This window comes from Pseudoalteromonas sp. L1 (assembly GCF_021728095.1).
In the GTDB taxonomy this organism is placed as follows: domain Bacteria; phylum Pseudomonadota; class Gammaproteobacteria; order Enterobacterales; family Alteromonadaceae; genus Pseudoalteromonas.
This window is the reverse complement of the sequence record NZ_JAKKCT010000001.1, coordinates 1,211,330-1,226,484: the sequence shown is the minus strand read 5'-3', so window position 1 is coordinate 1,226,484 and position 15,155 is coordinate 1,211,330. Positions and strand designations below refer to the sequence as shown.

12 protein-coding genes are annotated in these 15,155 nt (G+C 40.4%); 10 read left to right on the top strand and 2 right to left on the bottom strand.

Translation table 11 applies throughout. The annotated features are described in order from the left end of the window. Positions 1 to 8: 8 nt before the first annotated feature. The 5 genes from L3V38_RS05720 (at position 9) to L3V38_RS05700 (ending at position 5,156) form a co-directional block, all read left to right on the top strand. Positions 9 to 2,408 (top strand): glucan 1,4-alpha-glucosidase, encoded by a 2,400-nt coding sequence (locus tag L3V38_RS05720; RefSeq protein WP_237118673.1) that lies wholly within the window; start codon positions 9 to 11, stop codon positions 2,406 to 2,408. A gap of 106 nt (positions 2,409 to 2,514) precedes the next feature. Next, complete coding sequence (locus tag L3V38_RS05715) at positions 2,515 to 2,955, top strand: hypothetical protein (protein WP_237118672.1); 441 nt, start codon at positions 2,515 to 2,517, stop codon at positions 2,953 to 2,955. 67 nt (positions 2,956 to 3,022) lie between these two features. Continuing rightward, entirely contained in the window at positions 3,023 to 3,388 is a 366-nt protein-coding gene (locus tag L3V38_RS05710; protein WP_237118671.1) for a hypothetical protein, read from the top strand. Between the two features lie 143 nt (positions 3,389 to 3,531). Continuing rightward, positions 3,532 to 4,110, top strand: a complete 579-nt coding sequence (locus L3V38_RS05705) for a DUF1287 domain-containing protein (protein ID WP_237118670.1) — start codon at positions 3,532 to 3,534, stop codon at positions 4,108 to 4,110. Between the two features lie 125 nt (positions 4,111 to 4,235). Then, positions 4,236 to 5,156 carry a hypothetical protein gene (locus L3V38_RS05700; protein WP_237118669.1) on the top strand — a complete coding sequence of 307 codons (921 nt, stop codon included), beginning with the start codon at positions 4,236 to 4,238 and terminating at the stop codon, positions 5,154 to 5,156. Positions 5,157 to 5,233: 77 nt separating this feature from the next. Here L3V38_RS05700 and L3V38_RS05695 read toward each other — a convergent pair whose 3' ends face one another. Together L3V38_RS05695 and L3V38_RS05690 are read right to left on the bottom strand one after the other, a co-directional pair. Next, the gene (locus L3V38_RS05695; RefSeq protein ID WP_237118668.1) at positions 5,234 to 7,420 is read right to left on the bottom strand and encodes an OsmC domain/YcaO domain-containing protein; all 2,187 of its coding nucleotides are present in this window, start codon (positions 7,418 to 7,420) and stop codon (positions 5,234 to 5,236) included. A 201-nt stretch (positions 7,421 to 7,621) separates the two neighbouring features. Continuing rightward, positions 7,622 to 8,641 (bottom strand): LacI family DNA-binding transcriptional regulator, encoded by a 1,020-nt coding sequence (locus L3V38_RS05690; protein WP_237118667.1) that lies wholly within the window; start codon positions 8,639 to 8,641, stop codon positions 7,622 to 7,624. Between the two features lie 427 nt (positions 8,642 to 9,068). On the opposite strand from L3V38_RS05690, the gene glk reads away from it, so the two are divergent. The 5 genes from glk (at position 9,069) to gap (ending at position 15,065) form a co-directional block, all read left to right on the top strand. After that, a complete protein-coding gene (gene glk / locus L3V38_RS05685; RefSeq protein WP_237118666.1) occupies positions 9,069 to 10,067 on the top strand; it encodes a glucokinase in 999 nt (332 codons plus the stop codon). 25 nt (positions 10,068 to 10,092) lie between these two features. Continuing rightward, entirely contained in the window at positions 10,093 to 11,106 is a 1,014-nt protein-coding gene (locus L3V38_RS05680; RefSeq protein ID WP_062568932.1) for a LacI family DNA-binding transcriptional regulator, read from the top strand. 430 nt (positions 11,107 to 11,536) lie between these two features. After that, positions 11,537 to 13,387: a phosphogluconate dehydratase gene (gene edd, locus L3V38_RS05675; RefSeq protein WP_237118770.1), complete on the top strand. Its 1,851-nt coding sequence runs from the start codon at positions 11,537 to 11,539 to the stop codon at positions 13,385 to 13,387. 34 nt (positions 13,388 to 13,421) lie between these two features. Next, positions 13,422 to 14,042, top strand: a complete 621-nt coding sequence (locus tag L3V38_RS05670; protein WP_237118665.1) for a bifunctional 4-hydroxy-2-oxoglutarate aldolase/2-dehydro-3-deoxy-phosphogluconate aldolase — start codon at positions 13,422 to 13,424, stop codon at positions 14,040 to 14,042. Positions 14,043 to 14,060: 18 nt separating this feature from the next. After that, positions 14,061 to 15,065, top strand: coding sequence for a type I glyceraldehyde-3-phosphate dehydrogenase (gene gap, locus L3V38_RS05665; protein WP_237118664.1), 1,005 nt, complete (start codon positions 14,061 to 14,063; stop codon positions 15,063 to 15,065). Positions 15,066 to 15,155 lie beyond the last annotated feature (90 nt).

Genomic DNA, 15,155 nt, shown 5'->3' with positions numbered 1-15,155 from the left:
GACACACCATGAAAAAAATTAATCTCATTACAGCAAGCTTGTTAGCGTTAGGTTTAACTGCTTGTAGTTCAGAGCAATCAGTTAATACATCAGTTGAGCAGGTTTCTGCGCCAGGTGCGCCGGGTGTTGAGCCTTTTTGGGCATACTCAGGTAAAACAGGTATTGGTACATCATATGAGCAATACCAAGACGGCCACTATAGCGATGCAGCTGCTACAGGCAAAGTATCAAAAGTCTGGTTTTCAATCGCGAAAGGCATGATCACAGAAACCATGTTTGGTTTAATTCACCAAGCACAAATCAAAGATATGCAGTTTGTTGTAGTCGGTAAAGACTTTACCGTAACAGAAAGCGATGATCTGGATGTGAGCATTGATTATTTATACAAAGACGACGCGGGTCGCCCATTATCGCTTGCTTACAAAGTAGTAAGTAAAGATAAACAAGGTCGTTTCACTTTAGAAAAACATATCTTTACAGATCCTAACGGTCAAACATTGTTTGTTCGCAGCGTATTTAATACTGATCTTGACGGTGTGAAAGCCTACGTTAATGTAAATCCTTATATTGATAACAATGGCTTAGATGATTTTGCAAAAGTGACCGACAAGGGTCTAGTTGCTTGGCAAGATGAAAACTTTTTATCTTTACAAGCCGCTCAACCATTTAAGCAAGCAAGCGTTGGCTTTACGGGTGTAAGTGATGGCTTAAAAGAGTTAAAAGCATCACAATCATTATCAGCGACTTACCAAAATACCGGTAATCAGTCAGGTAATGTAAGCTTACTTGCAGAGCTTGGCGAAGTATCAAAAAACACCACCTTTGATTTAGCTTTAAGCTATGGTAACTCTGAAGCTGCAAGCTTAAAAGAAGGTCAAGCAAGTTTAAACCTAGGCTACCAAAAAGTACTTGCGGCATATAATGGTGAGGGCGCTGCAATTGGTTGGCAAGATTACTTAGCAAGCCTTGAGCCTTTGAGCACACTATCTAATAGCACCGCTGATAATGGTAAGTTGCTCTACACCAGCGCCATGGTGTTAAAAGCGCAAGAAGATAAAACTCATGCCGGTGCTTTAATTGCGTCACTTTCTAACCCTTGGGGTGAAACAGTATCAGCTAAAACAGGTTCTACCGGTTATAAAGCGGTTTGGGTACGTGATTTCTATCAAGTAGCAATGGCATTTATGGCCATGGGTGATACACGTACCGCTAAAACGGCGTTTGAATATCTAGAAAAAGTACAAGTAACAGATAACACACCAGGTAATGGTGGTGACACGGGTTGGTTCTTACAAAAGACGCATGTTGATGGTGAGCTTGAGTGGGTAGGTGTGCAGCTTGACCAAACAGCAATGCCAATTATGTTAGCGTGGAAACTACATCAAGCAGGCGTACTTAGCGATCAAGAACTGACAGATTGGTATGGCAAAATGTTAAAGCCAGCTGCTGATTTCTTGGTTGACGGTGGTCTTGCGAAAATTCTTTGGAACGACACACAAATTACACCACCCGCAACACAACAAGAGCGCTGGGAAGAACAAAATGGCTTCTCACCTTCAACAACAGCTGCAGTTGTTGCAGGCCTTGTGACAGCTGCTGATATTGCTAAAAAAGCAGGCGACACCAAAAATGCAGAGCGTTACCTAGCAACGGCTAAAACCTACAACAGTGAAATTGAAAGCACCATGTTTACGACTCAAGGTAACCTTAAGTCTGAAAATAGCGATGGTGAATATTTCATTCGTATTGGTCAAGACAAAGATCCAAACTCATCAACTACACTTAACGCTAATAATGGTCGTGAAGGATTTGATAAAAAGCAAATCCTTGATGGTGGTTTCTTAGAGCTTGTACGTTATGGTGTTCGTGATGCACTTGCGCCAAGTATTGTAAAAACATTACCAGAGTACGATGACGAAACCTTAGTTGATAACCTGCAAGTGCGTTACACCTTTAATTTTGCTGATGGGTCAGGTTCATTCCCTGGCTACCGCCGCTATGGTAACGATGGTTACGGTGAAGATGAAGTGACAGGTAACAACTATGCTGAAGGTGGTAACAACACCCCTGGTCAACGTGGTCGTGTATGGCCGTTTTTCACAGGTGAGCGTGGTCACTATGAAATCGCCGCTGCAAACGCAACCAATAGCCTTGATGCGATAAAGCAACAAGCTATTAAAGACACCTATGTAAAAGGCATGGAAGCATTTGCTAATGAAGGGATGATGTTACCTGAACAAGTTTGGGATGGCGTAGGTAACAATAAAGCAGGCTATCAGCTAGGTGAGGGGACAAACTCAGCCACACCGCTTGCTTGGACTCATGCTGAATACATCAAGTTACTTCGCTCAGTGAGCGACAAACAAGTATGGGATCACTACCCAGTTATTGAAGATGCGTTAAAGTAATTTTGCTAACGCAGTAACACAAAAGCCACGGCACTCGCCGTGGCTTTTGTTTTTTAACATTGTTAATCTCTAAGAGGAAGCATAAAGCATTTTATTGTTGTATGTTATGGCTGAAATATTCTACTTGGCGCTAAAGCTAGGTAAAAATAAATATTTTTGGTTTCGTGAGGTTACAAGGGTAATGACTGGACTAGATTTACTCGCTTTTTCTTTAAGCTTTATTTTCGTTGTGGGAATGTTCTTAATCATCCTGCCAATGCTTTTTTTTATTAAATCTAAAAAGTTGCCTATGGTAGAGGAAATTCTCGATGACGGTAAAACTTTTTATCTAATGAATAGTTTTACTGCTGGCGTAGGAATATTACATTATGCAACCATCTTCTTTTGGGGCTGGCATGCAAAGCGTTATGGCCTCTATGAGAAAAGAGAAAAGGTGCCTAAGAAAGTACGGTGCTGGTTTGTCGCTTATTACATTTTTTTTATGATTGTTTTTATTGCGTTTGTGCTACTTTGTTTTGTGATGCATTTTGGCTTTGGAGATAAATAAGGTTTTGGGTTGAGGCTCGTTTGGAGAAGCACCTAACTCAAAAAATATATGGAGCTACTATAAATAAATGGAATTATTAGAACTCACATTTGTAATCCTCACACTGTTTTGGGTTGGTGGGATTTTCATTATGATATTCCCTATGTTATTTTTTCTGAAAGGTAAACGAATTTCAGAAGTCGAGGCTATATTAGAAGATGGGGTTCGATTTTATTCATTAAATATCTTTATGACAGGTTGGGGAGCATTGCATTATGCAACGATATTTTTTTCTGACTGGCATGCTAAACGTTATAAAATGTTAGATAAAAGAAATTTAGTCCCTAAACACTTAAAAGTCTGGTTTATAGTTTACTATGCCATATTCATGGCCTTATTTGCTGCATTTATGTCTAGTGCATTCATCTTTTATTTTTATTTAGAAAAAGATTAAATTTAGAGTGTTTAATTTTATTATAAAACAACTAAATTTAGATGTTTATGTGCTAGCTTAACTTATGGGTATTCTACTTATAACCAACTTAGCGCATTAACTCCTAAAATTAACTATGCTCGAACATTTAAGGGATTAAATAAATGATTAGAACGGCATTATTATCTACATTACTTGTGTTTAACGTCAAAGCAGATGACTTTTATAGTCAACTTGTTCAAGCCGCTAAGGAGCGAACAAATCACTCCGTTATTTATGACGGAAGCTATAAAAGAATTGCTTATCCAAATGGTGATGTACCTGCGACTATTGGTGTGTGTACTGATGTCATAATTCGCAGTTATAGGGCACTCGGAACCGATTTACAAGTACTCGTTCATGAGGATATGCGTGATAACTTTACTTTATATCCATCAAACAGAATATGGGGTTTAACAAAGCCTGATTCAAATATTGATCACCGGCGTGTTCCTAACTTACAGCATTTCTTTAAACGACATGGGCATAGTCTAAATATAAGTGAAGACGCGAGCAATTATAGGGGGGGAGATATTGTCACTTGGATGCTGCCTGGCAACTTACCTCATATTGGAATAGTGACTGACGAGCTATCAAGAGATAAAAAAAGGCCACTCATTGTGCATAACATAGGGGCAGGGCCTGTACTCGAAGATATGTTATTTAGTTATAAAATAACAGGCCATTATCGTTATAAACCTTAACCGTTATAAATCTTAAACCCTAATATTTACATTGGGCTTCAATTACTTACCATTTTAATATACATTTAAGGTAACTGTTTGAGCCTGTAATAGGTAAGCCTAATTTTAACTTCAAAGGGATTTATATGAAAACTGTTAGTATATTCATTGCCAGCTTTTTAGTGCTTTTTACGACGACTGTTTTTGCTTCACAGGGAGTTGTGATTGAGAAGTCTGATAAATTTACTGAACTGTCAAAAGGCTTTAAGGTAAGTATCAGAACTGGCCCTACAAAAAACGCTAAAATTTATGACTTTTCGACAAATAAAATAACCGTCGCTGATGAGCATGGTGCGCCTTTTCAACGTTACTATTTGCAACTTGCCAAAGCCGATAGAGAGTGGGCTAAGGAAATCGTTACGTTTGATGATAAAACGAATGTAATTGACTTAAATGCACTACTTTTTGGTCAATTGATAGAAACGTCGAAACTAAAAAAATTAGACTCAGCGCATGCTTTTTCTTTTTATAATCGTCTTGAACGTATTCTTTCGCAAGAATATGGCACATTTGAACAGGTGTACAAAGGTGGCCTTGCTGACTATCTCAATTATATGTCGATAGAGGCAGGTTTTGATAATTACATAGCAAGAACAGGTATAGCGGGAGATAAACTCACACAAGCACTCAAAGAAGTAAAAATGCCGCCTTTGGTTGAACATCAACAATTAATGACTGAGTTTATTAAAGCTGTAAATCAAAAGGACAAAACCTGGTTGTTGGCTCAACAAAGACCTAATTCTTCACAGCGAGACTCGGGAATTTATGCGCGCGGTTTAAACGTGCTATTTGAGTACTTTGATAGTATTGGTAACCCTACAAAGTTTAACATTATACGAGAAACCCAGGGCCGCTCTTTTGATCTTAATTCGAATAAATACTTTATTATTGAATTGCTTGAACATAAAGGCCGACGAGAAAAAATAGAGATGGAGTTTATGTTTGTGGATACTTATGGTGGTCGCTTTATCGCTGAATACGACATTACAGGTGTGCATTTTCGTTAAGTAACGGTTTAAGTAAAGCAAAAAAGCAAAAAAGCAAAAAGCCGCACGTTGTGAAAACGTGCGGCTTTGATATTTACTTACAGCCCCGCTTTTTTAGCGCGGGCAGCGTGTAGCTTTTTATAACTATCAATTAAACGCTGATGCCTATCTAAGCCCTCAAGCTTCATGCTGGTTTCTGTTAAACCATAAAACATTACATCGCCGTTGATTGAGCCAACGACAGCATCCATGGTGTCTTGACCAAACATACGGGTGAAGCTGTGAATGTAATCTTCAATCTCTAGATCATCACTTAGTGCTACTTCTAATGTGGCGTGCATTGCTTGATAGAATAAACCACGTTCAACAATGGTGTTGTCGTTGTATTGTAAGAAGGCTTCAACTAGTTCCATCGCTGCTTCTAAATCACCAAGTGCTAGGTATATAAGTAGTTTTAGCTCAAGGATTGTTAATTGGCCCCAGACTGTGTTTTCATCAAACTCAATGCCGATTAAAGTGATGATATCTATGTAGTTATCAAGCTCACTTTGTTCTAGACGCTCAACTAAATCAGCAAGTTGATCTTCTGATAAGCGATGCAGATTTAAGATATCTTCGCGGAAGTTTAGCGCTTTATTGGTATTGTCCCAGATTAAGTCTTCTACAGGGTACACTTCTGAGTAATCAGGCACTAAAATGCGACACGCTGTACCAAGATCTGAGAACTCAGCAATGTAAGCTTCTTTGCCTAAGCTTTCTAAGATACCGAATAAGCTAGCTGTTTCTTCTTCATTGCTGCCAGAGAAATCCCATTCAACAAAATCATAATCGTGTTTAGCGCTGAAAAAGCGCCATGAGATAACACCTGTTGAATCAATAAAGTGCTCTACAAAGTTTTCAGGCTCAGAGACCGCCATGCTATTGAACGTTGGCTTAGGTACATCGTTTAAACCTTCAAAGCTTCTGCCTTGCAACAGTTCAGTTAGGCTGCGCTCTAATGCAACTTCAAAACTTGGGTGCGCACCAAAAGAGGCAAACACACCGCCTGTTTTAGGGTTCATGAGTGTTACGCACATCACAGGGAACTGACCACCTAGCGAGGCATCTTTTACAACAACAGGGAAGCCTTGTTCTTCAAGCCCTTTGATACCGGCTACGATGCTTGGGTACTTGTTTAATACCGCTTCAGGTACGTCAGGTAAAACAATTTCTTGCTCGATAATTTGGCGCTTAACGGCACGCTCGAAAATTTCAGATAAACATTGTACTTTTGCCTCGGCAAAGTTGTTACCTGCGCTCATACCATTACTTAAGAATAAGTTTTCGATAAGGTTTGAAGGGAAATAAACCGTTTCACCGTCTGACTGGCGTACATAAGGAATCGAACAAATACCACGCTCTTTATTACCAGAGTTGGTATCGATTAAGTGTGAGCCACAAAGCTCACCATCTGGATTATAAATTTCACGGGTATAGTCATCTAAAATGCCCTCAGGGAGTGAGTCATCGTCGGTGAGTGCAAACCATTTTTCATTTGGGTAATGAACAAACTCGCTATTAGCAATGTCTTCGCCTAAGAACTGGTCGTTATAGAAGAAGTTACAGTTTAAGCGCTCAATAAACTCGCCTAAAGCCGAACATAGCGCGCTTTCTTTCGTTGCACCTTTACCATTGGTAAAACACATTGGTGACGCTGCATCACGAATATGGAGTGACCATACATTTGGCACAATATTACGCCAAGAAGAGATCTCGATTTTCATCCCTAACTCTTCAAGGATAGCCGTCATATTAGCGATGGTTTCTTCAAGCGGTAAATCTTTACCTAAAATAAAGGTATTGTTTTCATCATCAGGTTTTGCCATTAGCATCGCTTGCGCGTCAGCTTCAATGCTTTCAACGGTATCGATCTTAAACTCAGGGCCTGTTTGAATAACGCGTTTTACTGTACAACGTTCAACAGAGCGTAAAATACCCGTGCGATCTTTCTCCGATAGGCTTTCTGGTAATTCAACCTGAATTTGAAAAATTTGGTTATAACGGTCTTCAGGGTCAACAATGTTATTTTGCGCAACGCGAATACCATCAGTCGGGATATCACGTGAATTACAATACACTTTAATAAAGTAAGCCGCGCACAACGCAGAAGACGCTAAGAAGTAATCAAATGGGCTAGGCGCTGAGCCATCGCCTTTGTAGCGAATAGGTTGGTCTGCAATGACAGAGAAGTCATCAAACTTGGCTTCAAGTCTGAGGTTGTCGAGAAAATTAACTTTAATTTCCATTAAAAAATTCCACCTTTGTGCGCGTTGCATGCAAAAGCCGTAAACGGCTTTGCACTGCGTTTTCATCATAATAGGTGCAATTATCTGCTTTTTCGAAGTAATAGTCTTGGGTAAATCGAAAAAAAAGCAATTTTATTAGTTTATTGCTTTTAAAAGCTGCAATTTAGGGTAAATACACAGGAGTTATCGCTACATAATAACTTATACACTCGAGCCACGAATGATCAATCTTGGTGGGAGTAGGGTGCTCTCCACTTGTTCTCCGCGAATTAATTTAAGCAAGTTATCAACTAGCATTTGCCCTGCTAAGGTTGTATCTTGCTGAATTGTGGTCAACGGAGGATTGACGAAATTAGCGATTGAAATGTTGTCAAAACCAACCACGTGAACATCATCAGGCACTTTAATTTTTGCTTCTTTTAAAGCGCGAATAGCACCAATGGCAATCAGGTCACTGGCAGCAAATAGTGAGTTAAAGCGAATATTATTTGCTATAAGTGAGCGGGTAGCATGATAGCCTGACTCTTCTGTAGAAATAGCATTAGCCATTTTTCGTTCGTTTAGCTTGATACCTTTATTCATAAAAGCATCTTTGAAACCTTGGTAGCGAGCAAAAAATTCAGGGCTGTGATCAGAGGCATCACCGATAAACGCACAATCGGTTCTGCCTGTTGCAAGCAGATGCTCTGCGGCAAGTTTACCGCCACCATAATTATCACAGCTCACAGTTAAGTCTGGGCGGTTATCAACACTGGCCCCCCAACATACGAACTTAGTATTTTGTTCAATAAGGGTTCTGAACTTAGGCTGGTAATCTAAGTAGTCACCATAGCCTAATAAGATCAGACCATCTGCACGGTGGCTATCTTCGTAGTCAGCTTGCCAATCTGAGCTACTTGATTGAAAAGACACAAGCAGATCATAGCCTTCTTTTGCACAGGCTCGAGTGATACTACCAAGCATAGCTAAAAAGAATGGGTTTATTTGTGATTCGTCTGATGTAGGGTCTTCAAATAACAAAAGCGCGAGGGTACTACTTTGCTGTGTTCTGAGGTTACTAGCGTTTTTATCTACTTTGTAATTAAGTTGTTTGGCGACTTCATGAACACGTCGGCGCGTTTCTTCATTAACCAAAGGGCTATTTCGAAGTGCTCGTGACACAGTTGACTGAGAAACACCTGCATAATGTGCGATGTCAAAAGATGTCGCTTTACCTTTCATAGGGTATTAATTCCAAAGCAATAGTGATGATTTGTAACGGCCATTTTCGGCTATTTAATATTTTTTTCAAGCTATTTGTGATAAGTCGTTTTTATCTGTAAATGATCAAGTTACAGAGTCATTTTTTGACGTAGCATCACAACGTTAAACGGGCTCAATAAGCAAGTACTTCATTGTAAAATACGTATGCAAAGGCAAATATTTAAAATTTTTATTGATTCAATGCTGACACCGGTGTCATAATGTCGATGTTTTATCATTTTGTTGTCAAAACGTATTTGGCTGCCCATTCATTTGGGCAGCATTTTTTTAATACTAAAGATAGTTGCTTTGAGTTAATAACTCAAAGGTTATCTTGAACAGTGGCTTTGCCATTGAAAACTATAAAAATAAGCGGCAAACAGCTTAGACACATAGAGAAAACATAATGAACACACAGTCTAACACCGATTTTGATCCTATCCTTGTTGCCGATATTGGCGGCACAAATGCGCGCTTTGCTTTAATCACTGATTTTAATGAACATACAAATCAATTTGTCATTGAGCATAACCTTAAATTTCCAAGTGCAGATTTTGGTTCCCTAGAAAGTGCCATTGAGCACTATTTCAGTCAAATATCATATGCAAAGCCAAACCGAGCGTGTTTAGCTGTTGCAGGCCCAATTAAAGCGGGCCAAGTCCATTTAACTAATTTAGGTTGGCATTTTAGCGTTGAAAACCTAAAAACTAAATTTGCATTCACTCAGCTAGAAGTTATCAATGATTTTGCTGCATTTGCCTATGCAGCGCCTTATTTGGATGATTCACAAAACGTAGCTGTTAAAGCAGGGCAAGCAGACAACAATGCCAATATTGCTGTGATGGGGCCTGGCACAGGCTTTGGTGCTGCATGCTTGGTGCGTACTTCGCAAGGCAGCGCAGTACTTAGTTGTGAAGCGGGGCATATTACCCTTGCAGCGGTTACAGAGTTAGATCGCCAGTTAATCACCGAGCTTAAAAAGCAATTAAATCATGTGTCTGTAGAAACTGTTTTTTCGGGCCCTGGTATAGCGCATTTATATAAAGCGATGGCAGCCGTTAAAGGCGTTGCAGTAAAAAACCTTGATGCAGCACAGATCAGTGAGCTTGCAACAACAGGACAATGCGATATCTGCGATGCAACCCTTAATCAATTTTGTGATTGGATTGGCAGTGTTGCAGGTGATTTATCCCTTACATTTGGTGCTCTAGGTGGTGTATTTATTGGCGGTGGTATTTTACCTCGTATGCAACAACGTTTACTATCTAGCCGATTTGTTGAGCGCTTTGCAGACAAAGGCATTATGTCGCAATATACTTCACAGATACCTGTAACCTTGGTAACACAAGATAATATTCCGCTAGTTGGTGCTGCTGCGTGTTTACACGTTAGTAGTCGAGCTTAATTGGAGCGGACTGGATGATTATCGTATGAAAAAAGTAACCATTAATAGCGTCGCAAGCTACGCCGGTGTATCTAAAAAAACAGTGTCTCGCGTGCTTAACAATGAGCCTAACGTGAGTGATGCTACCCGAGAAAAAGTACTAAAAGTATTTAAAGAGCTAGATTACACACCAAACCCAATCGCCCGTGGCTTAGCGCAAAACCGCAGTTTTATTATTGGTTGCTTGTATGATAACCCAAGTAAAAGCTATATCACTCGCGTACAAACTGGTGCGCTGGCAGCATGCCATGACCATAATTACAATTTATTGATCCACCCATGTGAACTTCGTGGGCAAGACCTAATTAACAATATTGAACAACTTCTTCAAACATCGCGTTTAGATGGTATTGTATTAACACCGCCATTTTCTGATTTTCCAGAGCTTGTCACTTTTTTAAAATCGAAAAAAATCCCTTATGCGCGCGTTGCATCTGCAGTTCTTGAAGATGATTCTATTTCTGTGCGCAGCAATGATGAGCAAGGTGCGTTTGAAATAACAGAGCATTTAATTAAATTAGGTCATAAAGAAATCGCTTTCATTAAAGGTCACCCAGATCACAGTGCGACAGAGCAGCGCTTCAAAGGTTATCGCCGTGCGCTTGCTTCTAATGGTATTGAATTTAATGAACGTTTAGTAGAAGAGGGTAACTTTAGTTATCACTCTGGTGTTGATAGTGCTCGTACAATTCTTGATTTAGAGCCGCGCCCAACGGCAGTCTTTGCATCAAACGATTATATGGCGGCTGCAGTACTTAAACTAGCAACACAAATGCAATTAAAAGTGCCTGATGATATCTCAATTGCCGGTTTTGATAACGCACCCATTGCACGTCATATTTGGCCTGGACTAACAACTATTGCGCAACCAGTTGAAGAAATGACCCACCAAGCGGTTACACAACTAATTAGTCATATTAGTGAGCCACAAGAAACACCTTATCAGGTAACGCTTGAAGCAAAACTAATTACTCGCGAGTCAACAGCTGCAATTAAATAAAATTCAATTTGTTTTTTTCACAGTAGCCCGAGATTGAGTGACGCTTTCTCGGGCTTTTTTTATGTAAATTCCCTCCTTGGTTGTTTTTATATAACCAGCTGAATTTAAAGAGCTATATTGCTGTTTCTCAAAGTTAAAGTGGAACTTTAAACATAACTTGAGCATGAATTTTACTCATAGTTAGCTAAAATAGCGTTGTTCATTATTTGGTCATTTAAAAAAATTAAACTAAATTTAACAGATAAGGTTGACACCGGTGTCACAGTCATGAGTTAATACAGTGACACCGGTGTCAGGTTGGTTGTGAGAGACAGCCTGTCAGCGTACCTTTGAACGGGTAAATCAAAGATGCTCAGTGCAATTATTTTCGTGGAGTCTGTAATTGTCACTGAGCCTTTATCCTCTAACTATAGAGATGAGTCGAATTTATATGTTGCATCCTCGTATCCAAGAAGTCACCGAACGCGTTATTGAACGTAGTAAAGAGACCCGCCAAGCTTATTTAGATCGTATCGCGCACGCAAAAAAACAAACAAGAGTACGTGCCGGCTTAGGTTGCGGTAATATTGCACACGTTATGGCTGCTTGTAGCAGCGATGACAAAGCTCGTTTAAAAGCAGATGAGCAACCAAATTTAGCGATTATTAATGCTTACAACGATATGCTTTCTGCGCATGTGCCTTACAAAGAATATCCTGATTTAATAAAAACTATTGCTACCAAGTACGATGCAACAGCACAAGTTGCTGGTGGCGTGCCTGCAATGTGTGACGGTGTTACTCAAGGCCGTGACGGTATGGAGCTTTCATTGTTCTCACGTGATGTGATTGCAATGTCTACTGCGGTTTCTTTATCACACGACGTGTTCGACGGTGTTTTCTGTTTAGGCGTATGCGACAAGATTGTCCCAGGACTGTTAATTGGTGCCTTATCATTTGGTCATTTACCAACGTATTTCTTACCTGCAGGTCCAATGCAATCGGGTATTCCAAATAAAGAAAAAGCCCGTGTTCGTCAAAAATTTGCACAAGGCTTAGTAAGTCGTGAAGAGTTATTAGAAGCTGAAAGCGCGTCTTACCACAGTGCTGGTACATGTACTTTCTACGGCACTGCAAACTCGAATCAAATGTTAATGGAAATCATGGGTCTACATTTACCAGGTAGCTCATTCATTAACCCTTACACAGAACTACGTGATGGTTTAACAGGTCATGCTGTCGAAACCATGTTAAAGCAGTTAATCGATACAAAAGACGCTAACTGTCTTGCTGATGTAGTGAGTGAAAAAACGATTATTAATGGTTTAGTTGGCTTGTTATCAACAGGCGGCTCAACGAACCACGCAATCCACTTAGTAGCAATTGCGAAAGCAGCGGGTGTAATTCTTACTTGGAAAGACATGGCTGACTTATCAGAAGTTGTGCCACTTCTTACGCGTATCTACCCGAATGGCTCAGCAGATGTGAACCATTTCCAAGCTGCCGGCGGTATGGGCTTCTTAATGAAGCAACTGCTTAGCAAAGGTTATTTACATAACGATGTGAAAACCATTGTGGGTGATGGCCTAGAAGCATACACCACAGAGCCAATGTTAGATAAAGACTCATCAGTGATCATGACAAACAGCACAGGCCCAAGCAAAGTTAAATGGGTGGCGTGCCCTGAAAAATCACATGACGAAGAAGTGTTACGTCCGATTGATAACCCGTTTAGCAAGCAGGGTGGTTTACAGCTTCTAACAGGTAACCTTGGCAAAGCCGTTATTAAGGTTTCTGCGGTGGCTGAGTCACATCAAATTGTATCTGCACCGGCTAAAGTATTTAGCTCACAAGGTGAGTTACAAGAAGCGTATAGCCGCGGTGAATTAAACACAGACTTTATTGCTGTAATTAAAGAGCAAGGTCCAAAAGCGAAAGGTATGCCTGAGCTTCACAAATTAACGCCAGTAATGGCAACACTGCAAGACCAAGGCTACAAAGTGGCGATTGTCACAGACGGTCGTATGTCGGGTGCATCAGGTAAAGTGCCTGCTGCTATCCACTTAGCACCAGAAGCGGTTGAAGGTGGGGTAATCGCAAAAATTCATGAAGGTGATTTAGTGACCCTTGATGCACCAGCGGGTGTATTGAAAGTACATGTAAGCGATGAAGAATTAGCAAAACGTGAATTACAACTTAGCCAGCCATGCCAAACATACGGTACAGGCCGAGAGTTATTTGCAGGTTTCAGAAATATAGTAAGTAGTGCAGACCTTGGCGCAAGTGCCTTTGGTTTAGAATAATAATACGCCGTTACTGGGCTATGAGGAACATACAATGAGCATTGAGAAAATTTTATCATCGGCACCTGTGGTACCGGTTGTTGTTATCGAAAAACTTGAAGATGCAGCACCCCTTGCACGTGCGCTTTATAACGGTGGCTTAAAAGCACTAGAAATTACTTTACGTACGCCGATTGCGGCAGAAGCTGTAAAGCTAATGAAAGAAGCCGTACCAGAAGCATACGTTGGCACAGGTACCGTGGTTGATAAAGCGACATTTAATGCATCTGTTGAAGCCGGTGCTGATTTCATGGTTAGCCCAGGTGTAAACGACGAATTATTAGCACTGGCTAAAGAGACTGATATTCCATTTTTACCAGGTGCAGCAACACCAAGTGAAGTAATGAAATTAGCAAGCCATGGCTTTAAGTTCTTAAAGTTCTTCCCTGCAGAAGCGGCGGGTGGCACTGCAATGCTTAAATCAATTGGTGGTCCTTTACCACAAGTAACTTTTTGCCCTACGGGTGGCATTAGCCTTGAAACAGCGCCTAACTACCTCGCACTTAAAAACGTTATCTGCGTAGGTGGTACTTGGATGTTAGATAAACAACTTATTGAAAACAAAGACTGGCAAGCCATTGAAGCGCTTGCTCGCCAAGCAAGTGAAGTAAAATAATTAACGGGAGATATTAGAATGATTAATGTTGCAATTAATGGCTATGGACGTATCGGTCGTAACGTATTACGTGCTCTTTACGAGTCAGCTCAAAACAACGAAATCAAAATCGTTGCAATCAACGATTTAGCACCAGCAAATGTTAACGCGCATTTAACTCAATTTGACTCAGTACACGGTCAATTTTCTCAAAAAGTAACACTTGCTGAAAACACCATGCTAATTGGTAATGATGAAATTACCCTTACGCAAGAGCGTGATCCTGCAAACCTGCCTTGGAAAGCATTAAACGTAGATATCGTTTTAGAATGTACAGGTTTATTCACTTCACGTGACGCAGCGGCTAAACACATTGAAGCAGGTGCTAAAAAAGTAATCGTTTCTGCGCCTGGTACTGACATGGATGCAACCGTTGTTCATGGTGTTAACAGCGACGTATTAAACGCTGACAGCAACATCATTTCGAACGCATCGTGTACAACAAACTGTTTAGCGCCGATTGCAAAAGCAATCAACGACACAGTAGGTATTGAGCAAGGTAGCATGACGACAATTCATGCTTACACAAACGATCAAAACTTATCTGACGTTTATCACCCAGACTTATACCGTGCACGTAGCGCAACTCAGTCAATGATCCCAACGAAAACAGGTGCTGCTAAAGCAGTTGGCCTAGTGCTTCCTGAACTTGCGGGTAAACTTGACGGCATGGCAGTACGTGTGCCAACAATCAACGTTTCTTTAGTAGACTTAACGTTCATTGCTAAGCGTGAAACAACTGCAGCAGAAATCAACGAAGTAGTTAAAGCAGCATCAGAAGGTGCAATGCAAGGTATTCTTGAGTATAACGAGCTACCGCTTGTTTCTATCGACTTTAACCACAACCCAGCGTCTTCAATCTTTGATTCTACACAAACTAAAGTAGATGGTAAGCTTGTTAAAGTTATGGCTTGGTACGATAACGAATGGGGTTTCTCAAACCGCATGTTAGACCAAGTTAAAGCGCTAGGTCAGTTCTTATAAGATTAGGTTCTTATGATAGATCAGTAAAAGTTTAAGCTTTATCCAACAAAGCCACGTTCATCGTGGCTTTTTTGGTTTTAGTGCTTAGTT

Excerpts from the sequence above, each read along its gene's own strand:
- L3V38_RS05720 (WP_237118673.1), top strand. The coding sequence starts at position 9 with ATGAAAAAAATTAATCTCATTACAGCAAGCTTGTTAGCGTTAGGTTTA.
- L3V38_RS05715 (WP_237118672.1), top strand. The coding sequence starts at position 2,515 with ATGGCTGAAATATTCTACTTGGCGCTAAAGCTAGGTAAAAATAAATAT.
- L3V38_RS05710 (WP_237118671.1), top strand. The coding sequence starts at position 3,023 with ATGGAATTATTAGAACTCACATTTGTAATCCTCACACTGTTTTGGGTT.
- L3V38_RS05705 (WP_237118670.1), top strand. The coding sequence starts at position 3,532 with ATGATTAGAACGGCATTATTATCTACATTACTTGTGTTTAACGTCAAA.
- L3V38_RS05700 (WP_237118669.1), top strand. The coding sequence starts at position 4,236 with ATGAAAACTGTTAGTATATTCATTGCCAGCTTTTTAGTGCTTTTTACG.
- L3V38_RS05695 (WP_237118668.1), bottom strand. The coding sequence starts at position 7,420 with ATGGAAATTAAAGTTAATTTTCTCGACAACCTCAGACTTGAAGCCAAG.
- L3V38_RS05690 (WP_237118667.1), bottom strand. The coding sequence starts at position 8,641 with ATGAAAGGTAAAGCGACATCTTTTGACATCGCACATTATGCAGGTGTT.
- glk (WP_237118666.1), top strand. The coding sequence starts at position 9,069 with ATGAACACACAGTCTAACACCGATTTTGATCCTATCCTTGTTGCCGAT.
- L3V38_RS05680 (WP_062568932.1), top strand. The coding sequence starts at position 10,093 with ATGAAAAAAGTAACCATTAATAGCGTCGCAAGCTACGCCGGTGTATCT.
- edd (WP_237118770.1), top strand. The coding sequence starts at position 11,537 with ATGTTGCATCCTCGTATCCAAGAAGTCACCGAACGCGTTATTGAACGT.
- L3V38_RS05670 (WP_237118665.1), top strand. The coding sequence starts at position 13,422 with ATGAGCATTGAGAAAATTTTATCATCGGCACCTGTGGTACCGGTTGTT.
- gap (WP_237118664.1), top strand. The coding sequence starts at position 14,061 with ATGATTAATGTTGCAATTAATGGCTATGGACGTATCGGTCGTAACGTA.